Here is a 21133-nt window from a genome sequence, read left to right on the forward strand (position 1 = left end):
ACACCACTAGATCAAATTCCTATGTTAAAGGGAATTAAGGGTGCACCTGACTTTGAACTATTAATTAGCTTAACTCCATCTGGAGACGTAGCTATTGGATGGATTAGGCAATGGGTTACACCTTATGGTGTAAAGTACTTAAACGTTGTACTAGCAATGATGATGCCAACTATTGAGCCCTACTATCCAGAGCAAGTCAAAGCTTTAGTGGGTGCAGACAAGGGAGGAGAATACGAGTTCTTAATTGGAAAGCCAGGTCAAGGAATTAAGAAGGCTGATTCCTTTAGCCTAGGACATATAATGGTAATACTTTTCATAATACTAGCAAACATAGCATACTTCTCCTTGAAGCTCCAGAAGAAGGGGGGTTAAGTAGATGGCCGAGTTTTGGACAGAAGTTGGTATATGGGTTGGAGCTCTCCTAAATATATTCTTATGGAGCATTGCCTATAGAGATAATCCATTATTCAAGTTTGCAGAACATACTTATGTAGGGGCTTCAGTAGGCTATGCACTAGCTGTTTCATTGGCTAGCATTAAAACTTATGGAGTTGATCATGTTACTGCCGGCGAAGCACACTATATCATTCCTATTATACTAGGATTACTCTTATACATGAGATACCATAGAACACTATATTGGCTTTATAGATATGGTATCGCTGTAGTTGTTGGCACTGGTATTACTGCTGCATTTACTCGAACTATAAGTACGAGCTTCTTAGATCAAATTGCAGCAACAGCTAAAGTGAGTCTTGCACAGCCAGAAGCCTTTGCTCTACTAAGTAATGTAATATTCATTGTCGGTGTTACTACTTCGCTATACTACTTCATCTTCACGTTTCCAGTATTACATACTGGAAGTGGTAAGAGAATAGCTGATGTTGGCAGATGGTTTATGATGCTTGCCTTCGGCTTCGCATTTGCTAAAACTGTGGTAACAAGGTATAACTTAATGCTAGGCAGACTAAGCTTTCTATTATTCGACTGGCTTAAATTGGCTGGATAAGTTTCCTCTTTTTTTCTGCTTCTTCTCTATTAATTTCCCTATTTTCTTTGCTTTTAATACAACTTCAAGGGCAGTTCTTCCAAGAATCCTTATCATTGGTTCTTTTCCTTTTTCTCCTTCATCATAGATTATGTCTGGTATTTCACTTAGATTTTTAATCGCTTTCTTTATTCCCCATTTCAATGTAGCTCCTTCAATTTTCTTAATTTCTGGTGGTTCTTCCTCTCTTTTAAATTCTGCAATTTTCATTCCTAATTCTTTGCAGACATCTAATATTTCTTTATCATATTTTATATTTAGTGCAGCTCTGAATTCTGGATTTATTTCCATAGTTGTAAGTATAATTTTCGCCACATGTTTTGATGCTCCGAACTTTGGGCATCCTGCTCCTTTTAATCTTCCGTTTACAAGTGTTATTCTTCCATCTATTGCACAGATATCTTTCACTGTTTCAGCATATAATGGTGCTTCGCCTAGATTCATTCTTACTTCGGGGAGTAGTGGGATTAATTCAGGGGAGTTTTCAATTATTTTTAGTGCCTCTAACACATTTTTCCATACTTGATATTTCTCTGCGTTTTCATATAGAATTGCCATTGGATTTACTGGACCGTGTCCTCTTCCAATTTTTAGTCCAAATTTTACTGTCTTCTCCATGAATTTACTGGCTTTTTGAACGGCTTCTGGTATAGTATATCTTTTTGCTATTAATGCGGTTACTGCAGCTGAAAATGAGCAACCAGTTCCATGTGTAGTCTTACAATATATTTTCTTCTTTTTATATTTGAAGATTTTGCCTCGATAATATAAGATATCAATTACTTCATCTCCTTCTAGGTGTCCTCCCTTTACAACTACTGCTTCTGCTCCCTTCTCTGAAATGTCTTCAGCAGCTTTCTCCATGTCTCCTAAGTCTTTAATCTTATAGCCGACAATTTCTTCAGCTTCAGGGATGTTGGGTGTTACTACAGTTGCTACTGGTATTAAATTTTTTTTCAATTTTTCTATTGCCTCGTCTAATAGGAGTCTTGCTCCTGATTTGGCTATCATTACCGGATCTACAACAGTTGGAATACTATATTCTTCAATTTTCTTTGCCACTGCATCGATTATTTCCTTTGTATAAAGCATCCCTGTCTTAGCTGAATCTGCTCCAATGTCTTCTACTACGCAGTCTATTTGCATTGCAATAAATTCTGGTGGTAGGACATGTATTCCTCGTACTTCGGTTGTATTTTGAGCTGTTATTGCTGTTATGGCTGTCATTCCATGAACCCTGAAGGCTGCAAATGTCTTTAAATCAGCTTGAATTCCTGCTCCTCCACCTGAATCTGATCCAGCTATTGTTAGGGCTTTATATATTTTCATAGGCATCCATTTAGAAAATAGATAATATTCCTATAAATCCTGCTATCACTACTATAAGACCTGAATTTTTCCTGATTTTCTCTATATATCTCTCACAGTCATCTGCATTTTGAATGATTATTGAACCATAGTAGCAAGATGTTATTGTTGATATTGTGATTCCAAGATATAATGCCAAGAAATACCATATTGCTTGACTTGGATTGTTTATAATAGTTGACATGATAAATGCTATGCTTCCTACAATTGTCGGTTTAAAGTATAGTATAAATCCTAGAAGTGTTGATGATCCTGATGGTTTCTCTTCGACTATTTCACATATTTTTCCTGGAGGCTTGCCATGCCAAGGTTGACCAAACACTCCGATAGTACCTAGCCCATATATTAGCATGATTGCTGAGAGTATCATTAATATGCATAGTTCCGTGTTTTTATCAATTATGTTTTCTATTATTAAATGCATACCTGATGATGCAATATACAGTGTGGTTGTTGCTAAAAGTCCTCCTGCAACTGATCTAATTACTTCTAGTACACGTTTTTTCTTGAAGTATAGTATCATAGTTGCTAGTGCTGATGATAAAGAGTATGCTGGTATACTGATTCCAGCTAACAATGCTATTAGAAGTGTGAATGTTTTGTTCATTTTCCCGCCTCAATTATAAATTTTACTGCGTTAAATTTAATATTAGCATAGGGGGACATTAATATCGGAGTCCTTCGGTGGTTATGGTAATGCTTCAATTGTCCACTGATTTATTTATTGCTCTTTGTGTTTTAATATTTTTAGCTTTAATATCCATAAGGTTTAAACTTGTAGATTATACTGGTACAATTGCTGCTTTCATAATTGGTTTTATTATCTTGTTTTTTGGCGGATGGAAATGGTTTGCAATCCTACTTACTTTTCACTTTTTTGCAAGCCTCTTTACCAAGTACAAGTATGATCTTAAATGTAGATTAGGAGTTGCTGAGGCTAAGGGTGGGGCAAGAGCCTGGACTAACGTTATTGGTAATGGTGGCGTTGCCGCCTTTTTTGCATTTGCTGAAGGTCTTTTAGGTGGAGGGGTCTTCTTTGGTGGTTTTCTGGGGGCTATTAGTACTGCTGCAGCAGACACTCTCGCAACTGAAATCGGCCTACTTTACCCTAAAAAACCAAGACTTATAACTAACCTTAAGAGGGAGGTTCCTCCTGGTACCTCTGGTGCTATTTCCCCGTATGGTGAAGTTGCTATTTTTCTAGCTTCAACAATAATTGGTTTGATTGCATTATTAATAAATGTGGAGCCGTCGTTTTCTCCATTTAAGATATTCGTTATATCTATTCTCTCAGGTTTTTTTGGTTCTACATTTGATAGTTTTCTGGGAGCAACCATTCAAGCTCAATATTGGTGTGAAAAATGTGGAGAGATGAGTGAGCATCTCTTTCATAATTGTGGATCTAGAGGTAAACTTGTTAAAGGGTTTTCCTTCCTCAATAATCATGTAGTTAATTTTATGTCAACTGCTTTTGGAGGGTTTATTGGCTTTTCTTTAAGCTTTATTCTTTAAGTTTAAGTTAATATAATTGTTAGTCTGTATTTCTTAGGGGATTATGTTGAATGTAAAGATTGAACGTCTTTCTACTGGGATAATAGAACTCGATAAAATGCTTGCGGGTGGAATACCTAGAGGATTTTTTGTTGCAGTTACTGGCGAGCCTGGAACAGGTAAAACTATTTTATGTTTGCATTTTATTTGGCAGGGAGTTAAGGTTAGCGATAAGTGTATTTATGTAACAACTGAGGAGAGTAGAAGTTCGATAATTCGTCAAGCTGCCCAATTTAACATGAATTTTGAAACTGCAATTGATGAGGGTAAATTGATAATTGTGGATGCATTGCTTTCAGTTGGTGATGATCCATGGTGTCTTCGAACATTAGATATTGAGGAGTTGATAAATAAGGTTATTGAAGCAAAGAGAAAGCTTGGTTATGGTAGAGCTAGACTCGTTATAGATTCTTTATCTGCATTTTGGCTTGATAAGCCTGCTATGGCTAGAAAATATAGCTACTTTATAAAGAAAGTTTTGTCTAAATGGGATTTCACTATAATGGCAACTTCTCAATATGCAGTTACAACTTCTCAAGCCTTTGGTTGGGGTACAGAGCATATTGGTGATGGTATAATTAGATTTAGACGTTTTGTGAGAAGTGGAAGATTAAGGAGGTTTATATTAATTGAAAAGATGCGTCAAACTCCACATGATTTGAGGATGCATGAAATTGAAATTGTTGATGGTAAGGGTTTAATGATTGTTGGTCCTATTGAAATTAGAAAGGAAGATATTTCTCTTCCATTTAAGGTCATGCGAAATATTAAAAAAGCTGAGTATTTGAAAGAACTTGAATTTCCAGAAAATGACGTTAGCATGAATAAGTGTTAAACTGGTTGTTTAACTTTTCTTCTTAGAAAAATTATAGTTAATATGATAGGCATGGTAATGGCAATTATTATGGTAATTTGACTTTCTATTTTGCTGCTCTCTTCTATCTTCTCAATCCAAGTAAGTGTTTTTCCAATTATATATAGGACTGAATAATATGTTTTTTCACATATTTCATTTACATCAATGTCTGTGGTTGGATTATAAAAGTTGAACCAATCTTTTTCTAATTGTTCCCTATTTCCATATAGTTCCATTATTATTGACAATGCCTTATTTTCATATGCGAATAGTATCCAGTTTGCTGATCCTCCGTAAAATTTTCCTCTAGCTATTGGGTGATCAAATATGTTTGCTATTCCTCTTGCAATTTCATTTATATATAACTCCCTGTAAGGGTTTCTTTCATATCCTGGGATTAATGTGGCACTTATTCCTGAATGTAGGTTTATATAGAATTTTATGTTTCTATTTTTGAAAACATTTAGCAGTGCTTTTACCTCTGGCTCGGTTTCAGGTGCAATACCTCTATAGTCGGGGCTTTTATAATCTGTTGATCCACCATCACTCCATCCATATGGAAAATTTCTATTTAGATCTACTCCCCTTGCATTTCTTCTTGCATATTTCAGTAGGATTGGAGGTTTGGCTGGAAGAAATTTTGATGCTTCTACACCATCTGGATTAACCATGGGAATTATTATTAGTGTAATATAGTCTAAAGCCTCGATTTGAGAGCTTTCATTGAGAATTCTTGTAAGAATATATATTGCGGTTTTAACTCCTATTACTTCACTTCCATGCATTCCTCCATCAATAATTATAACTGCCTTCTCTGTTTTTCTAGCCTTTATTTCACAAGCCCAGATATCTCTTCCAAGACAGCTTTTTCCTATAGAGTATATTTGTACTTGATTTTTATTGATTTTTTTAAGAATACTTGTTAACTCTTCCCAGTCTATATAGATGTTTTGGAAGAGCATCCGTCTAAAATGCATGTTAGTCTTTTTTAATGTGACTTCATATTGTCTATCTCCTAGTATTAGGTCTCCTTTTATGAATGAACCTGAAAATTTATCGTAAGTTAATGTTAAAGTTTGATTTGATATAATAATTTCATTTTTGTTGATCTCTATAACTTTGAATTTTGAGTTGTATATTTTAATTTCTGAGTTGATTTTTAATCCTTTAGGTATCCATAGAGGATAATATCTCCATTCCTTTAGTGTCCCATTTTTTAACTTTCTATTTCTCAGTGAAAAAACTGACCAGTAATTTTTTCCATTCACTTCTATTGTTACGTTTATTTGCGGATCTTCATGGTATTCTCTTAATGAATAATATGTTATATTGAAAGTTGTTTCTCCATCTGTGTCTTCATAGAATACGTATATGCCTGGTCTGACATCTATACTTTCCAATATCACTTCTTTTCCTGTTGTTTGGATGGGTGTTAATAGGAAAATTTGGATTGACAATAAAATTAGAATAAAAAGCGTCTTAGTTGATCTTACTTTTACTCTCATTCTTTCACCAGTACTTAAATATTTTATATTTTCTTTCTAATTCATTGGTCCATGATACTCTACCTTCAGCTATTGCCTTGTGAATCTCTATTTGAAGTTTTACTGCTTTTAAATAATCTCCTCCGTAATATGCATTTTCAAGTTCTTTTAGCATCTTCATAAAGTCTTCATCCTTCATAGTGACTAGGGTTCCTTTTTCTCTTACTTCTTCATTTAATATTCCAACTACTCTTACAGGTCTTTTCCCGAGTCTTGATGCAAAGAACATTGCTTGCTTTTCAGAGTAGGCATACACTGTCTCTATGCTTCCATCAGCCATTTTGACTCGAAATGGTATTTTTTCTTTTCTTTTTGCCATTTCTTCACCAAATGAATTTAATACTCTATTTTCTTAAAAATGAAGTGGCTGAGAATATTGCCGTCTAATTTAATAATGAAGCATTATTCGAGGGATGATGTACAAAATGAAATTGTGAAGTGGTGTCATACTTATGTTGAGGGATTTGATAGACTAAAAAAGAGATGGATTGCATTTCACTGTAAACGGGAAAGTGGAAAAGAGAAATTCTTATTGAGGCGGTATTTTAAGGGTGTTCCTCTCCATATTTCTTCTAAATTTGATCTTGAGAAGTATGTTGATTTTTGGGGAAGGATGGGTTTGAGAACTATATATGCAACAGCTAATGTCTATGGTAAATTGAGCAAATTCGAGCATATTGTTGACTTAAATAATATTGTTGCATGTACTCCTACATGGGATATAGATAATGATTTGCTTCATTGGAAAGCTACTATTGATGCTTGTAGAGAGATTGTTTCTTTTCTTGAATCTAATGATATTAGCAAGTCTATTATTGTAAAGTGGAGTGGTGAGGGTGCACATGTACATATCCATCATAATGCCCTTTCTCCAGAGTTAAGGGATAAGCATAATCCTTTAGATTTGGCGTATGCTTTAGTTGAATACACTATTATGAAGCTTGAATGGAAATTTCATAGTCTTTCCTTTTCAGCTGAAAACTTAAGGATTGATAATGAACATGATCCTCAGAGATTGTTTACTTGTCCATTGAGTCTACATAGGTCTTTGAATAGGGTTGCTGTTTGTATTAGTCTAAATGACTTAGATTCTTTTGATCTAAGCTGGACTGATGTTAATTCCTTTAAGCACTATTTAGGATGGGATAAATTTGAAGTAGGAGAGGCTGATGAATTAGCTCTCAAGGCTGTCGAAGTTGTAGGTAGGTGCCCCTTCTTTCCTAGAAGGAGACGTAGAAAACACCCTCCAGTAGATGAACTTATATTGAAGTGGCTTAAGAAATTTGAAGGTTTGAAATGTTAATTTTATTTATACTTCTTTCATCAATTATTTGTTGGTGATCGTTATGGTTAGAAGGGTAATTATAATGGGTGCTGCTGGGAGAGATTTCCATAACTTTAATGTCTATTTTAGAAATAATCCTAACTATGAAGTTATTGCTTTTACTGCTACTCAGATACCGGGGATAGAGAAGAGAGTGTATCCACCTGAATTGGCTGGTCCTCGTTATCCTAATGGTGTTCCAATATATCCTGAAAGAATGCTTCCAGAGTTAATAGATAAATATAATGTAGATGAAGTTGTTTTTTCATATAGTGATGTTTCACATGAATATGTTATGCATAAGGCTTCTATAGCCATGGCTTCAGGGGCAAGTTTTAGATTACTTGGACCAAAGGATACTATGCTTGAGGCTAAAGTTCCAGTTGTGGCTGTATGTGCAGTTAGAACTGGAGCAGGGAAAAGTACTGTAAGCCGGAGAGTTGCAAGGATATTAAAGAAAATGGGGGTTAATGTTGTTGTTGTTAGACATCCAATGCCCTATGGTGATTTACGTAAACAAATCTGTCAGCGTTTTGATAAAATTGAAGATCTTGAAAAACATCAATGTACAATTGAGGAGAAGGAGGAGTATGAGCCACATATTAACTTGGGATTAACTGTATATGCTGGAGTTGATTACGAATTAATTTTAAGAAGAGCTGAGAAGGAAGCCGACTTAATTTTATGGGATGGTGGAAATAATGACTTTCCATTCTATAAGCCTGATTTGTTAATAGTTGTAGCTGATCCAATGCGACCTGGTCATGAGTTAAGATATTTTCCAGGAGAGCTAAATGTTCGAATGGCTGATGTGATTATAATAAACAAAGTTAACTCAGTGGATAGAGAAGCCGTAGAAAAAGTCGAAATAAAAATCAGAGAGGTTAATTCAAAGGCCATTATAATTAGAGCTAATTCAGTAGTTTCAGTGGATAAACCTGAATTCATTAGAGGTAAGAGAGTTCTTGTAATTGAGGATGGCCCTACTCTTTTACATGGAGATTTAGCCTTTGGTGCTGGATATGTTGCAGCAAAGCAATATGGTGCCTGCGAAATAATTTCTCCCTTAACGTGTGCTGTTGGATCTATAAGAGAAGTGGTTGAGAAACGTAACACCCTAGCTATTCCTGCCCTAGGTTATGGGGAAGAACAATTGAGAGAGTTAGAAGAAACCTTGATTAGAGCAGATTGTGATAGTATTGTAATGGCTACACCTACAGATTTAAGACGATTTATTAAAATTGACAAGCCTGTTGTTAGAGTTACCTTTGAGTTAGAGGAAATTAGTAAACCTAACTTAGAGGATGTTTTAAGTGGATTTGTAGAAGAGCACTTGAGGTAAAATTATGAAAAACAAAGTCTTAAAAATCGTACTAGTAATAGGGGATGGAATGGGTGATCGAATAGTTAGAGAGCTTGGAGATAAAACTCCACTTGAAGTTGCTGATACACCGAATTTAGATTTTCTTGCGAAGCGTGGTATAACAGGGATAATTGATGTTATTTCTCCTGGTATTGCTCCTGGAAGTGCGCCTGCACATTTAGCTTTACTTGGATATGACCCAATAAAAAATTATACAGGTAGAGGAGCCTTTGAAGCTATAGGTATGGGCTTACCAATAAGGGTTGGTGATATAGCTTTTAGATGTAATTTTGCAACTGTAACTGATGACTTAATTGTGGTGGATAGACGTGCCGGTAGATGTGTGAGTGAGGGTCCAATTTTTGAAGAAGTTTTAAATAAATTAAGACTTGTTTCTACAGGTAATGTAAAGTTAATTTTTAAGCATTCTATTGAACATCGAGGTGCTTTAGTTCTTAGAGGATCTGGAATTTCCAGTTTGGTTTCTAATACTGATCCAGGAAAGAATGGGTTGAAGGTGTTAAAAGCGATGCCTTTGAGTAATGATGAAGCTGCCATAAAAACAGCTAGAATCATTAATGAATTTACTTTAAAGTCACATGAAGTCTTAAAGGATCATCCGGCAAATAAAATTAGAATTTCAAAGGGTTTACCTCCAGTTAATATTGTTTTATGTAGAGGTGCAGGAACGCTTCCCCATGTTCAATCAATTAAGGATAAGTTTAATTTAAAAGCTGCTTGTATTGCTGGAGTACCTTTAATTAAGGGTATTTGTAAAACATTAGGTTTCACTGTAATTAATGTTAACGGTGCTACTGGAGGATTGAATTCAGATTTAATGGCTAAAGCTAGAGCTACAGTTGAAGTTATTGAAAATTTTGATTTAGTTGTAATTAACGTGAAGGGTACTGATGTGGCAAGTCATGACGGTCTTGTTAAAGAGAAAGTTTGGATGATTGAACGTATAGATAGAATGGTTGGCTTTTTACTTGACAATATTGGTTTGGATAAATTATGTATTGCAGTAACTGCAGATCATGTGACTCCTTTAAGTTATGGTGATCATGTTGGTGATCCATCGCCAGTACTGATTTCGGCTTCAACGATTGTTCCTGATGATGTAAGGGAATTTAATGAGAGAAGTGTTCTGAGGGGTGGTTTGAGGCGAATTAGAGGTGTTGATTTAATGCCATTATTATTGAATTACTCATTGAGAAGTAGAAAGTTTGGAGAATAGATTTTTAATATTCTTTTGAGCAGTTTTCATTTAACCAACAATTTTTACATAGCTTCCATTCTTTATCGTAGCACCATCTTTCTGCTACTGCTCTCAGCACAATCATTTTGGAGGGGTCTTCCGGGAACAATGTTTGTGAAATTGTCTGGTATACTTGGTAATGTAAAGATAGATATGTTAAGTTTTCAAGTTTTTTATCTGTTAGTCCAAGGCTTAAGCTTACTTCAGATACTCCTGTATCTATGGGTGCATTTAATTGGCTTTTAATTTTGCTGTTCCAAATTTTATATACCTTGCTTGTTAAATAGAGGAATATGTCTGCGATGTAGGGATGACCTTCAGGTAAGCATGATATTGATAATCTAATGGCTTCTAATGCTGATAAATTATTTTCAACTATGTTGGATGTTAGTAATCCAAAGTATCTTGCTTTTCTGAGAAATATTGAATCTCGTATTTCTTTAGATACATTAAACATTACATGGTTTCTCAATTTTTTAGAAAATTCAATTATACTTCGTTTGTTAACTCTTTTTATTGATTCAGCCATGTGTCTTAATGTTGTGATTATTTTTTCAATATTTCTTCTAGTTAATTTTCCTATATGTTTACATTCATCTTTGAGTGTGTAATATGTTAAGTCTTCATCTAGGTATTTTTCTAAGGTGTCTATTGTCTTTCTAAATCGTTTTAATTCCTCTGCTGGAGTTGTTCCTCGTTTTCTGAGTTTCCAGTAGTATAGGTCGAAGATACTATAGGTGAAAATGTCCATTAATGCTTTCTTACTTTTTTTATTTATTCCGGATTTCTTCAATCTCATGTAATGATGTTTTATGACGATTATTTCCTTTTTTCTAATAATTTCTTTTAAGTTTTCTAGATATCCTCCTTCGAGTCTTGCTGTAAATTTTGTCAGGTATTCATTCCAGATTTTCCTTTCCCTCATTTCTTTCCCCTCGTGCATATTTCAAATATCCAACATTTTCTCCCAGCTAAGCCATAGCATCTATATGGTTTGGTGCACCATTCATGTCCAACTATCCATAGAAATGAAATTTTAGCAGGGTCTTGTGGGAACAATTCTTCTGCTAGTCTATAAATTGCACGAGATGCTTTTTTTGGATCTCTTCTTAGTTCTTTAAGGGTCATGCAGCTTAACTGTAGCATTCCATAGGGCTTAACTATGTTCCAGTCTATGGGGCATTTAACATATTTCTTTACTTCAGGCCATATTTCAAATATCCAGAAGGCATAGAATGGGAATAGTGTAGCTATTTTTGTTCCTACTGCTGGTAAGCATTCCAGGGATATTGTCAGTGATTCCATTAATTTTTCCGTTGAGTTTTCCGCTTTTGAAAATAGTCTTAGCAATTTTCCTAAATTGTAGGATGTATCCCATCCTGACACTTTAGGTGCAACTTCGAATAGAATGTATGCTCTAAGTTTTATGGCAAATTCATTGAAGTTTTTAAAGGGTCCATATTTTGAAAGAAACTCTGCAAATAATGATATTCCACTTGCAACTTCAATTTTCCTTCTTCTAGCAATTCCTCTTAATGCTCTGCTCTTAAAGAATGCTTCCTTTACTGTTTCAAAATCCTTATATCTGTCTATTTTATCTATTCCTCCAATTAATCCTACTATTCCTCTATATTCTATTTGAGGATCAAATTCCTCTGATGTCCAGAAGAATTGATCCATCATTGAATATAGGAAGCATCCCAGGAGTATTTTTTGTTGGGGATTATCTGGTTTTATTCCTATTTCATCAAATCTGATTAAAAAGTATTTTCTTATTTGTTGTTCATTTTTTTCTATTAAATCTTTTAATTTTTTCCTAATTGTTATGAGTCTTTCTACTTCTTTTTTAATTTTCTTTCTGTCTATGACTTTTGCTAGTAGTAGTTCTTCTAATACTTTTATAGCTTCATTTGTACTTATGCTTCTTTTATCGCCAAATCTCCATTTCTCTGTTTTCACGTAGCTTTTAAGTACTCTTCTAACAGCCTCTGCTTCGCCCAACCCAGCTTTTATTAATGCCTCTGTAATAATTATTGCTTCTTTAGGTGGATCACTCCATTCTTCTGTTGCTTTTTCCATGAACCATTTCCATATCGCATCTATTCCTAGTTTGGCTACTTTAACTGAGTATTCATCGTTTAGTTCTAGTAATGTTAATGCTGCTTCATTTGTTGCTTCGAGGTCTATTTCTGCTACTTCATTTGTTGATGTTAGCCAGAATCCGTCTTCTCTCTGTCCCCTTATTAGGAATTTTATCGCCTTCTCAATTTTTTCTCCTTTAATGTTATGTGATAAGAGTGACCTGATCACTTTAGCAGTTAGGAGAATTGTTCTAGGACTTTTTCCTCTAATGTGCTCTTCTTCTTCTCTCCAGCTTCCATTTATTAATTGTCTTTGTAGTAAGTATTTTATTGCTTTTTTAGTGGCTTCGTTTTTAATTCTTAGTTTTGATAGGAGCTCTACTGCCGTAGCGGTTTCCATTATCCCTGAACTTTTCCCCTTAATCCATTTTTTAGGGAATCCTCCATCTTGATTTTGCAGGTCTACTAGTTTTTTAAGGTATATGTCGAGGTTTTCTATATCAATTTCTAGCTCAGCTAATAACTTAAGTTTTTCAATCCATTCTCCCCATTCCATAATGTATCTTGCAGCTCTTGTCTCAAAGTTTTCTATCATTTGGTTCCTCCATTTCATTGTTCTATTAGTTCTATTACATTGAGTACTGGTGTCTTATTAGTTTTCCTGATTACTCTAGAGTAAGTCTTATTAAGACTTAATGATGAACTTTTTTTGCATGGTGATGACAATTGTCTGCGAGGGTAAAGAGAGTTTGGGGACATTTATATTCAGAGATTATTCGCCGTGATTCCTGCACTTTGTGTGGAGCATGTGTTGCTTCATGTCCAGTTTCAGCTATTGGAATTAGAGACGAGTATCCAGCATTAATTGGACGATGTATTGCATGTGGTTACTGTTATAAGCAGTGTCCTAAAACTCCTACTGACTGGGCTTTAATTGAGCGGAAATTATTTGGAGAGATATTTTCGAGTAGTCCTATTGGATTTATCAAATCTGTTTATGCAGCTAAGGCTATTGATAATGATATAATAGTAGTGGCTCAAGATGGTGGTGCTACTACTGCTCTACTAAATTATGCTTTAGATAATGGTTTGATCGAGGCTGCTATTGTGACTGGGATTGATGAAAAACTTTATTGGAAACCTAAACCGATGATTGCCTTTAATAAAGATGACCTTTTAAAGTCAGCTTCCTCTAAGTATGTTTCAAGTCCATCTTTGATGGCTTTGGCATCTGCTGTTGAAGAATATAACGTTGAGAGTGTTGGTTTCGTAGGTGTTGGATGTCAAATTAGGGCTTTGAGGAAAATGCAATTTTCTGATTGGGGTCATATTAAGTATGGTCTAAGGGTTAAGTTTGCTATTGGATTATTTTGTTCCGAAAGTTTCTTCTATAAAGGCTTATTCGACGACTTCTTAGCTAGTAGGAATATTGATTTATCTAGAGTAACTAAGTTTGAGATTACAAAGGGTAAGTTTATTGTTAAATCTAACGCTGAAATTCTGCTTAGTGTACCCTTGAAGGAAGTTAAGGTTTTTGGTAGATATGGCTGTAAATTCTGTGATGATTTTTCAGCTAGATTTGCTGACATTTCAGTTGGTGGTGTGGATTCCCCTTCAGGATGGACAACTGTTTTGATTAGAACTGATAACGGTGAAAAGTTGTTTAATGATGCAGTTGCTTCAGGATATCTAGAAGTCAAGAAAATGTCAATAGATGATTTGAAGGTCACCGTTAAGCTTGCTAAAATGAAGATGAAGAGTGCTACTGGGGCGGTAGCTCGATCTTAAGTTTCTTTACTAGCTCTTTATACCTATTACGTACTGTGACTTCAGTTACTCTAGCTGCATGGGCAATTTCTTTTTGTGTTCTTCTTTCATTTTCAAGTAATGATGCAATGTATATGGCTGCGGCTGCTAAGCCAGCTGGATCTTTACCTGCAGTTATACCCATGGCTTTAGCCATTCTTACAATATCTGCTGCTCTTCGTTGTACAGTTCCACTTAAATCTAAGTCACTTGCAATTCTAGGTATGAATGCTTCTGGATCTGATAGAGGGACTTTTACATTAACTTCTCTTAAAAGTAGTCGATAGCATCTAGCAACATCTTTTCTACCAGCTCTTGTGAATTTCGCTATTTCATCTAACGTTCTCGGTATTCCTCTAATTCTACATGCAGCATATATTGATGCGGCCATAACTGCTTCAATACTTCTTCCTCTAACTAAGCCTTTTTCTACTGCTCTCCTATAAATTACTGCTGCTTCTTCCTTGATGCCTTTAGGTAATCCTAGTTGGGAGCTTATTCTATCTAGTTCACTCATTGCTTGAGCTAAATTTCTATCTAGTGAGCTATGAACTCTAGTTCTGATTTGCCACTTTCTCCATCTAATAACTTCAATTCTTCTTTTTGGTTCAAGTTTTTTGCCGAATGCATCTTTGTCTCTCCAATCTATGACTGTTGATAATCCTTTGTCGTGTACTGTTAATGTTATGGGTGACCCAACTCTACTTCTTTTTTGTTTTTCTTCTGGTGTGAATGCCCTCCACTCTGGTCCCATATCAATTAACTTTTCAGTTATAACTAGACCGCAATCTGCACATACAATTTCTCCACGTTCGAAATTTTTAATAAGACGTGTACTACCACATTCAGGACATTTTTCGATAACTGATGAAGTTAGCTTTACTTCTTTCTTTTCTTGAGCTTCACTTGAGTTTACAATCATATTTTCCACCTCCTATGTTAGCATGAGAAGCCGTCAGAGAACTAATCGGACATTATAATCCCGTTATATTATACTTCATTCGGCAAATAACGACTTCATTAGCAACATATATATAAACTTTTCGGTATTCTTATATAAACTCTATCTCTTGAGATTTAAAATTGATCTTCATTCTTTATATCTTTAATTTTAAGTTAAGTTTTGCTTCTAAATGTATTGTACCTTATTTTTGTTACTCTTATATTGAGGGTGGTTTTGAAATCTACAAAACACTTAAATAATAGTATAATGATAGTCCAGCTATCGAAGGCTACAAAGAAAGCTTTGTAGCCTTCAATAAAAGTAAGGTGTGCATGTCTGTGGTAAATGTGAGGGATTTAAGGCCTGGTATGAGTCGAGTAAATGTTGAAGTAACAGTGATGAGGGCTTTTCAGCCTAGGACTGTTACAACTAGAGATGGAAGGAGAGTTACCTTAGCGGAGTTCGAAGTATCTGATAATACTGGCTCAATAATACTTACATTATGGGGCGATGACATTAATTTAGTTAAGCAAGGTGACATTGTACGAATAAGAAATGGATATGTAACTTCCTTTAGAGGTGAACCTCGACTGAATATTGGTAGATATGGAAAAATTGAACATTTAACCAGTGAATCTGGAGGCTCTAATGTTAAGCCTTATAAAAGGAAAGCATAATTTATGGAGGAGAAAAGTTTGTCTAAACCTGAAAAAGAAGCTCCTACACTTCCCAAACCATCTGAAGAGGAATTAAGTAGAAAACCCTTAAAGATGGGTGAAGAGTTAGGCTTAACTCCTCAGGGAATATTAGTGCATCTGCATGAATCTGAATCAACGTATCAATTACCTCCCGCAATATATGCTATCTGGTCAAGATGTGATGGTGAAACTACAGTTAAGAAAATGGCAAATCAACTTAGTGAAGAAACAAAAATTCCTACTGAACGAATGGAATCAATAGTATTCGCAATATTAACCACGTTGGCAGAACATCAATTAATTGCATGGAATACATAAGCTCCCCTATCTATTTATTTTAACATAAAACTTTAATTTAATTTTAGATAACTGATTTTATGGAGCCGGGTGGTGTAGCGGCCAAGCATGGCAGGCTCTGGCCCTGCCGACGGGAGTTCGAATCTCCCCCCGGCTACTATACAAGTAAATGAATTGTATTGCTTTTCGGTTTTCAGTTTTGTAGGGATATTATAGAAAACTAGTTATTATTTAGTGTTGTAATATAGTATACTAGAATTTGAATGTATCTTACTAGTTATCCTTTAGTGGTGGTTAGCATGGTCTTTGATGATGAATCTAGTGTGATAACTTTAAAATTTAATGAGTACGATGAAGTGTTATTTTGGTTTAGGAGAGCTTCTGAATTTTTGGTTAAATGTCAAGTTTCAGATCCGTTTGTTGTTGAGGGTTCACTTAAGGGTTTTGTTTCCCCTTGGGAAATTTCTAAGGGAAAGCCTATCCTTGAGGATTTCCATGATACTTTAGAGGCTTCTTGGGTTTGGACTTTTTATACTATGATTAGTGATGACAAGCGTTTCTTAAGTAATATTAGTTTGGCTTGGCTTTATGTTGTATCTAATTGGGATAGATTTATTGATGAAGATGCAATTTATGATTGTACCCATGTAATGTTTGCAGGTTCCATGTATGAGAAGACTTTCAAAGTTATTAAGTATCGAGAGCTTATGGATCATTGTGCATCTATTGTTGCAAGTCATGTTGAGTCTAGGGATAATGCCGATGGTAGGGAATATTCTGATCCGTGGTGGGCTACTGCAATTCTGGCATGGTATGGAAAGCATGTAGCCAATCCACGTTTTCTAGGTATTGCAAAGCGTTTTGTAAATAAATTTTTAGTAGAGGCTGAAGTTAAATTTACGAGATTTGAGGATGAGCCTGAGCATCTTGGACCTGGTAATCATGATTTCTTTTCTACTAATGCAAACAAAGCCATTGCATTAATCGCATCATATGGTGATTCTGAATTATCCAGAAAAATTCTTTTAGAGAATTTCTTGCATATTATCCCAGAGGGATTCATCCATAGACATGTTGATGAGAATGCTTGGAATGCAAATGTTGCAACGGCAATGGCCTTGGCCTATAGAGTTACAGGGGATGAAAGATTCAGAGATGTTTATGTAAAGATTCTCAAGGAACTTTCGAATCGAGATGTTGAAAATGAAGCTGCATTACCGAGACATCCGGATTTTCCAGTTAGAGAATCATGGGTGACCTTTTTCTGGGCACTTGCCCAGGCAGCGTTATCGCTTTTCTGGCCCTTTTCTTGATTTTTATTTAAAGTTTAAATTTTAATTCTTTGCATAAATTTCTTCATGAGAGTTATAGTTTTAGGTTCTGCTCAAGATGGTGGTTTTCCTCAGTGGGATTGCAATTGTATTAACTGTAGTTTATTTAGAAATAATGAGTTAAAGTCTAGATTGAGATCATCAATAGCTTTAGAGGATGAACTAGGTAACTTTGTAGTCTTAGATGCTTCACCTGATTTGAGATGTCAGGTGGAGATGGTTAAATCTAAATTTGGGATGCATGATTTTTCCTCTCGTAGGTTTTCACCTGTTGATGCTGTTTTAATCACACATGCCCATTGGGGTCATATTATGGGTCTACTTGAATTCTCAGCTGGTTATCCCTTTCAAATTCCAGTTTATTGCTCGTCTCGTGTCTCCTCAGTTATATACATCTCTCCTATTTTTAAATCACTCATAGACGGAGGCTTTATAAGGACGGTTACGTTTGATAATTCTCTCATTAGAATAATTAATTACATGGGAAAGGAGACTGAATTTACATTTAAGGCATTTAAAGTTCCTCATCGTGAGGATTTTACTGATACTTATGGTTTTAAGGTTTATCATAGCAAATTATCAATAGCATATATTCCTGACATTAAAGTATTAAATGAAGGAATCATAAGGGAAATTGAAGATGTAGATATACTGTTTTTTGAAGGAACTTTCTTTTGGGATGATGAGCTTCGGCGTATAAGTGGGATTAATAAGACTTCAAAGGAGTTAGGCCATATCCCAATAGTTGAGAGTTTACAGATACTAAGAGAACTAAACGTCCCACTGAAATATTACATTCATATTAACCATACTAATCCTGTCTTGAGGACTGGTAGTAAAGAGAGAAAAATTGTTGAAAATGCTGGGATTAAGATCGTAGATGACGGATTAGTTCTTAATGTCTAAATTCTGCTAAGCATTTCCTTAAAGACTGTATGGAATGCTTCTAATGCCTTATCAATTTGTTCTTTAGTTATCAGTAATGGTGGCTCTATTCTAAGAGTACACCCATATGCTCCGCCAGCTCCTATTAGAAATCCTTTTTTCCTCATTTTCTCCCTGATTTTCTGTGCTTCTCTAACTGCTGGTGTTTTCTTTTCTCTATCTCTGACTAGCTCTACCCCTATCATTAAGCCTAATCCTCTAACTTCACCTATTAATTCATATTTTCTAGCAAGTTCATTTAATCCATCCATAAAGTATTTTCCAAGTATCTTAACTTTTTCGCAGATTTTTTCTTCTAAAATAACATCTATCACTGCTGTAGCTGCTGCACATGAAACTGCATTTGGTCCCCAGGTTGACGAATGGTTTCCTGGTTCAAATGCGTCTGCTATTTCTGCTTTTGCTCCTATCGCTCCGAGAGGTAAACTGCTTGTTAATCCTTTAGCCATTGCAATAATATCTGGTTCAACATTATAGTTCTCTACAGCAAAGATTTTTCCTGTCCTAGCGAATCCAGATTGAACCTCATCTGCAATGAAGAGTCCATCATAATCTCTAATTATTTCAACAGCTTTTTTGAAGTATTCTTGCGGTGGAACGATTATTCCTCCCTCACCTAAAATTGGCTCTGCTAAGAATGCTCCAATATCTCTTGAGGTTTCAAATTTTATGACGTCTTCAAGATATAGTGCACAGTACGTGTCGCATTCTGGGTAAGTCATTTTGAATGGACATCGATAGCAGTAAGGTGCAGGTATTATTTTTATTCCTGGGATGGCAGTAACTGTTGCCATCCCCAATTTATATTTACTTTGACCTGTGAGAGTTGTTGTCATATGTGTTCTTCCATGGAAGCTATATCTTAATGTAATTACATCAAGTCCAGTTTTATTTTTATTTTTAAGCATATATTTTCTCATTAATTTTATTGAGCCTTCAACTGCTTCAGCTCCACTTACACAGAAGAATACTTTTTTATCTCCTTTCATAGGGAGTATTTTAACTAGTTTTTCAGCAAGTATTGCTGATGGGATGTTAAAGTAGTCATATGAAGAATGATGAATTTTCTTTGCCCATTCAATTATTGCGTTTACAACTTTAGAGTGGCAATGTCCTATATTGACTGCTGCATATCCAGCAAATAAGTCTATGTATTCATTTCCTTCAAGGTCTTTTACTATTGCCCCTCTTCCCTCTACAAATACTACGGGTTGTCTATATTTGGGCATGCAGGGGAACATTAATTCTTCTTGACTTTTTACAATTTCTTCTGTTTTTGTAAATTTGACTTCCATATTTTCACGGCCAATTCATTATTTCAAAAATGTATCTAATAATATTTTTTAAATGTTGCTAATCATTTTTATTTCTTTGACTTATTACTTTAGTTATTGCATCAATTATTTTTACATATCCAGTACATCTACATAGAATACCTTCTAATGCCTTCATTATTTCTTTTCTTGTAGATTTCCTTTTCTGATTTAGTAGTGCATATGCTGTCAGTATAAATGCACTTGTACAAAAGCCACATTGAACTGCACCTGAATCTATAAATGCTTTTTGTATTTTATGCAATTCACCGTTTCTTGATAAGTATTCGATAGTTATTATCTCTCTTCCATTAATCTTTGGAGCTAATATTAAACATGAGTATACTGGTTTTCCATCCATCAAAACTGTACATGCTCCACATTCTCCCCTCTCACATCCTCTTTTTACACTTTTAATTCCAAGCTGTCTTCTTAATAAGTCTAGTAGTGTGATATTTGGTGGTGTTTCAACTTCAATTTTCTTTCCATTTAGCGTAAATTTGACTTTCATGTTTATCCTCCAAATGTTAAACCAATTTTTCTTAGTGATTGAATTATTGAATCTCTTGTCAAAATTACTGACATTTCTCTACGGTATTCTGCTGATGCCCTTATATCTGATATTGGCTTAATTTCTTCTGTAACAATCTTAACTTTCTTCTCTATGGTGTTTAAATTAACTTTCTGTTTTTTTAGTGCATTTTCAGTTTTATAAGCTCTAATTGGTGTTGGTGCAATGGCGTTAAGAGCTATCCTCACTTCATTAAAGACGTTATTTTCAACGGTAATTAATGTTGCTACTCCCACTATTGATAGGGTGAAGGCATTTCTTCTCCCTATTTTCAAGAAGCTCATCCCTGCATTTGTTGGTGGTTTTGGTATTATTATTTCAGTTAAGATTTCTTTACTTTTTAGTTCTGTTTGTCTTGGTCCATGAAAGAATTTTTCTATTGGAATTACTCTTTTCTCGTTGATACTTTCTATTTTTAGTTTTGCATTTAATATGAGTAATGGCGGGGCTGTGTCTGCTGCTGGTGAAGCATTACATAGATTGCCTCCTATGGTGGCAATATTTCTAACATGCCATGATCCCATACTTTCTATTGCTTCAGTCAAGGCTGAAATTTTTTCACGTAGAATTTTATTTTCACATATTTCTTGTAAAGTTGTTGCTGCGCCAATTCTTATTCCATCTTCATTAACTTTGATATATTGTAGCTCATTAAGTGATGATATATCAACTAAATTTTCCACTTTTATCCTACCTGTTTTTAAATCTACAATTAGATCTGTTCCACCTGCAATGAGTTTGAAGTTTTTGAGACTATTGATTAATGATAGGGCTTCCTTCAATGTTTCAGGCTTATAGTAATTAAGTTTGGGGATTACGTAGAAGGATGCCATATA

22 protein-coding genes and 1 tRNA gene are annotated in these 21133 nt (G+C 35.0%); 13 read left to right on the forward strand and 10 right to left on the reverse strand.

What is annotated here, in order from left to right; translation table 11 throughout:
* Together ACW8TM_RS00480 and ACW8TM_RS00485 are read left to right on the forward strand one after the other, a co-directional pair.
* On the forward strand, window positions 1-372 hold a 372-nt coding region (locus ACW8TM_RS00480; protein ID WP_491531309.1), incomplete at its 5' end, for a hypothetical protein.
* A 4-nt stretch (window positions 373-376) separates the two neighbouring features.
* Window positions 377-1009, forward strand: a complete 633-nt coding sequence (locus ACW8TM_RS00485) for a hypothetical protein (RefSeq protein ID WP_491531310.1) — start codon at window positions 377-379, stop codon at window positions 1007-1009.
* Here the strand turns inward: ACW8TM_RS00485 and ACW8TM_RS00490 are convergent.
* Together ACW8TM_RS00490 and ACW8TM_RS00495 are read right to left on the reverse strand one after the other, a co-directional pair.
* The gene (locus ACW8TM_RS00490) at window positions 980-2377 is read right to left on the reverse strand and encodes a bifunctional hydroxymethylpyrimidine kinase/phosphomethylpyrimidine kinase (RefSeq protein WP_491531311.1); all 1398 of its coding nucleotides are present in this window, start codon (window positions 2375-2377) and stop codon (window positions 980-982) included. The two genes, ACW8TM_RS00485 and ACW8TM_RS00490, sit on opposite strands and share 30 nt — an antisense overlap.
* Window positions 2378-2387: 10 nt before the next feature.
* Window positions 2388-3023, reverse strand: a complete 636-nt coding sequence (locus tag ACW8TM_RS00495) for a hypothetical protein (RefSeq protein WP_491531312.1) — start codon at window positions 3021-3023, stop codon at window positions 2388-2390.
* Window positions 3024-3112: 89 nt separating this feature from the next.
* Here ACW8TM_RS00495 and ACW8TM_RS00500 point away from each other — a divergent pair, with 89 nt between their 5' ends.
* Together ACW8TM_RS00500 and ACW8TM_RS00505 are read left to right on the forward strand one after the other, a co-directional pair.
* Window positions 3113-3928 carry a DUF92 domain-containing protein gene (locus ACW8TM_RS00500; RefSeq protein WP_491531313.1) on the forward strand — a complete coding sequence of 272 codons (816 nt, stop codon included), beginning with the start codon at window positions 3113-3115 and terminating at the stop codon, window positions 3926-3928.
* A gap of 43 nt (window positions 3929-3971) precedes the next feature.
* A complete protein-coding gene (locus ACW8TM_RS00505) occupies window positions 3972-4802 on the forward strand; it encodes a KaiC domain-containing protein (protein ID WP_491531314.1) in 831 nt (276 codons plus the stop codon).
* Here ACW8TM_RS00505 and ACW8TM_RS00510 read toward each other — a convergent pair.
* On the reverse strand, window positions 4799-6328 hold the full coding sequence (locus ACW8TM_RS00510; RefSeq protein WP_491531315.1) for a M14 family metallopeptidase: 1530 nt from the start codon (window positions 6326-6328) through the stop codon (window positions 4799-4801). The two genes, ACW8TM_RS00505 and ACW8TM_RS00510, sit on opposite strands and share 4 nt — an antisense overlap.
* A gap of 4 nt (window positions 6329-6332) precedes the next feature.
* Window positions 6333-6686 (reverse strand): hypothetical protein, encoded by a 354-nt coding sequence (locus ACW8TM_RS00515; RefSeq protein ID WP_491531316.1) that lies wholly within the window; start codon window positions 6684-6686, stop codon window positions 6333-6335.
* Window positions 6687-6743: 57 nt separating this feature from the next.
* On the opposite strand from ACW8TM_RS00515, the gene ACW8TM_RS00520 reads away from it, so the two are divergent.
* The 3 genes from ACW8TM_RS00520 to ACW8TM_RS00530 are packed head-to-tail and all read left to right on the forward strand — an operon-like array spanning window position 6744 to window position 10291.
* Window positions 6744-7670 carry a hypothetical protein gene (locus tag ACW8TM_RS00520; RefSeq protein WP_491531317.1) on the forward strand — a complete coding sequence of 309 codons (927 nt, stop codon included), beginning with the start codon at window positions 6744-6746 and terminating at the stop codon, window positions 7668-7670.
* A gap of 43 nt (window positions 7671-7713) precedes the next feature.
* Window positions 7714-9033, forward strand: coding sequence for a cyclic 2,3-diphosphoglycerate synthase (locus tag ACW8TM_RS00525; RefSeq protein ID WP_491531318.1), 1320 nt, complete (start codon window positions 7714-7716; stop codon window positions 9031-9033).
* A gap of 4 nt (window positions 9034-9037) precedes the next feature.
* On the forward strand, window positions 9038-10291 hold the full coding sequence (locus ACW8TM_RS00530) for a 2,3-bisphosphoglycerate-independent phosphoglycerate mutase (protein WP_491531319.1): 1254 nt from the start codon (window positions 9038-9040) through the stop codon (window positions 10289-10291).
* Between the two features lie 4 nt (window positions 10292-10295).
* On the opposite strand, the gene ACW8TM_RS00535 is transcribed toward ACW8TM_RS00530, so the two are convergent.
* Complete coding sequence (locus ACW8TM_RS00535; protein WP_491531320.1) at window positions 10296-11237, reverse strand: hypothetical protein; 942 nt, start codon at window positions 11235-11237, stop codon at window positions 10296-10298.
* Window positions 11234-12988, reverse strand: coding sequence for a prenyltransferase/squalene oxidase repeat-containing protein (locus ACW8TM_RS00540; RefSeq protein WP_491531321.1), 1755 nt, complete (start codon window positions 12986-12988; stop codon window positions 11234-11236). Before ACW8TM_RS00540 ends, ACW8TM_RS00535 begins: the two co-directional genes overlap by 4 nt.
* A gap of 131 nt (window positions 12989-13119) precedes the next feature.
* On the opposite strand from ACW8TM_RS00540, the gene ACW8TM_RS00545 reads away from it, so the two are divergent.
* Window positions 13120-14181 carry a Coenzyme F420 hydrogenase/dehydrogenase, beta subunit C-terminal domain gene (locus ACW8TM_RS00545; protein ID WP_491531322.1) on the forward strand — a complete coding sequence of 354 codons (1062 nt, stop codon included), beginning with the start codon at window positions 13120-13122 and terminating at the stop codon, window positions 14179-14181.
* Here the strand turns inward: ACW8TM_RS00545 and ACW8TM_RS00550 are convergent.
* Window positions 14156-15121: a transcription initiation factor IIB gene (locus ACW8TM_RS00550; RefSeq protein WP_491531323.1), complete on the reverse strand. Its 966-nt coding sequence runs from the start codon at window positions 15119-15121 to the stop codon at window positions 14156-14158. The genes ACW8TM_RS00545 and ACW8TM_RS00550 overlap by 26 nt on opposite strands.
* 359 nt (window positions 15122-15480) lie before the next feature.
* On the opposite strand from ACW8TM_RS00550, the gene ACW8TM_RS00555 reads away from it, so the two are divergent.
* The 5 genes from ACW8TM_RS00555 to ACW8TM_RS00575 all read left to right on the forward strand — a co-directional run bounded on the left by ACW8TM_RS00555 (window position 15481) and on the right by ACW8TM_RS00575 (window position 18374).
* Window positions 15481-15819: an OB-fold nucleic acid binding domain-containing protein gene (locus tag ACW8TM_RS00555; protein WP_491531324.1), complete on the forward strand. Its 339-nt coding sequence runs from the start codon at window positions 15481-15483 to the stop codon at window positions 15817-15819.
* Window positions 15820-15837: 18 nt separating this feature from the next.
* Entirely contained in the window at window positions 15838-16158 is a 321-nt protein-coding gene (locus tag ACW8TM_RS00560; RefSeq protein ID WP_491531325.1) for a PqqD family protein, read from the forward strand.
* A 63-nt stretch (window positions 16159-16221) separates the two neighbouring features.
* Window positions 16222-16294, forward strand: a tRNA-Gln gene (locus tag ACW8TM_RS00565).
* A 142-nt stretch (window positions 16295-16436) separates the two neighbouring features.
* Window positions 16437-17450: a hypothetical protein gene (locus ACW8TM_RS00570; protein WP_491531326.1), complete on the forward strand. Its 1014-nt coding sequence runs from the start codon at window positions 16437-16439 to the stop codon at window positions 17448-17450.
* 45 nt (window positions 17451-17495) lie between these two features.
* Window positions 17496-18374, forward strand: coding sequence for an MBL fold metallo-hydrolase (locus ACW8TM_RS00575; protein WP_491531327.1), 879 nt, complete (start codon window positions 17496-17498; stop codon window positions 18372-18374).
* Here the strand turns inward: ACW8TM_RS00575 and ACW8TM_RS00580 are convergent.
* From ACW8TM_RS00580 to ACW8TM_RS00590, 3 genes are read right to left on the reverse strand one after another with little or no spacing between them, the layout of a single operon-like run.
* Window positions 18371-19708, reverse strand: coding sequence for an aspartate aminotransferase family protein (locus ACW8TM_RS00580; protein ID WP_491531328.1), 1338 nt, complete (start codon window positions 19706-19708; stop codon window positions 18371-18373). The two genes, ACW8TM_RS00575 and ACW8TM_RS00580, sit on opposite strands and share 4 nt — an antisense overlap.
* Window positions 19709-19766: 58 nt before the next feature.
* Window positions 19767-20237 (reverse strand): (2Fe-2S)-binding protein, encoded by a 471-nt coding sequence (locus ACW8TM_RS00585; RefSeq protein ID WP_491531329.1) that lies wholly within the window; start codon window positions 20235-20237, stop codon window positions 19767-19769.
* Window positions 20238-20239: 2 nt separating this feature from the next.
* Entirely contained in the window at window positions 20240-21130 is an 891-nt protein-coding gene (locus ACW8TM_RS00590) for an FAD binding domain-containing protein (protein ID WP_491531330.1), read from the reverse strand.
* Window positions 21131-21133 lie beyond the last annotated feature (3 nt).

The organism is Candidatus Culexmicrobium sp., from assembly GCF_058356305.1.

Coding starts and splice junctions, on each gene's coding strand:
- ACW8TM_RS00485 (WP_491531310.1), top strand. CDS start 377: ATGGCCGAGTTTTGGACAGAAGTTGGTATATGGGTTGGAGCTCTCCTA.
- ACW8TM_RS00490 (WP_491531311.1), bottom strand. CDS start 2,377: ATGAAAATATATAAAGCCCTAACAATAGCTGGATCAGATTCAGGTGGA.
- ACW8TM_RS00495 (WP_491531312.1), bottom strand. CDS start 3,023: ATGAACAAAACATTCACACTTCTAATAGCATTGTTAGCTGGAATCAGT.
- ACW8TM_RS00500 (WP_491531313.1), top strand. CDS start 3,113: ATGCTTCAATTGTCCACTGATTTATTTATTGCTCTTTGTGTTTTAATA.
- ACW8TM_RS00505 (WP_491531314.1), top strand. CDS start 3,972: ATGTTGAATGTAAAGATTGAACGTCTTTCTACTGGGATAATAGAACTC.
- ACW8TM_RS00510 (WP_491531315.1), bottom strand. CDS start 6,328: ATGAGAGTAAAAGTAAGATCAACTAAGACGCTTTTTATTCTAATTTTA.
- ACW8TM_RS00515 (WP_491531316.1), bottom strand. CDS start 6,686: ATGGCAAAAAGAAAAGAAAAAATACCATTTCGAGTCAAAATGGCTGAT.
- ACW8TM_RS00525 (WP_491531318.1), top strand. CDS start 7,714: ATGGTTAGAAGGGTAATTATAATGGGTGCTGCTGGGAGAGATTTCCAT.
- ACW8TM_RS00530 (WP_491531319.1), top strand. CDS start 9,038: ATGAAAAACAAAGTCTTAAAAATCGTACTAGTAATAGGGGATGGAATG.
- ACW8TM_RS00535 (WP_491531320.1), bottom strand. CDS start 11,237: ATGAGGGAAAGGAAAATCTGGAATGAATACCTGACAAAATTTACAGCA.
- ACW8TM_RS00540 (WP_491531321.1), bottom strand. CDS start 12,988: ATGATAGAAAACTTTGAGACAAGAGCTGCAAGATACATTATGGAATGG.
- ACW8TM_RS00550 (WP_491531323.1), bottom strand. CDS start 15,121: ATGATTGTAAACTCAAGTGAAGCTCAAGAAAAGAAAGAAGTAAAGCTA.
- ACW8TM_RS00570 (WP_491531326.1), top strand. CDS start 16,437: ATGGTCTTTGATGATGAATCTAGTGTGATAACTTTAAAATTTAATGAG.
- ACW8TM_RS00575 (WP_491531327.1), top strand. CDS start 17,496: ATGAGAGTTATAGTTTTAGGTTCTGCTCAAGATGGTGGTTTTCCTCAG.
- ACW8TM_RS00580 (WP_491531328.1), bottom strand. CDS start 19,708: ATGGAAGTCAAATTTACAAAAACAGAAGAAATTGTAAAAAGTCAAGAA.
- ACW8TM_RS00585 (WP_491531329.1), bottom strand. CDS start 20,237: ATGAAAGTCAAATTTACGCTAAATGGAAAGAAAATTGAAGTTGAAACA.
- ACW8TM_RS00590 (WP_491531330.1), bottom strand. CDS start 21,130: ATGGCATCCTTCTACGTAATCCCCAAACTTAATTACTATAAGCCTGAA.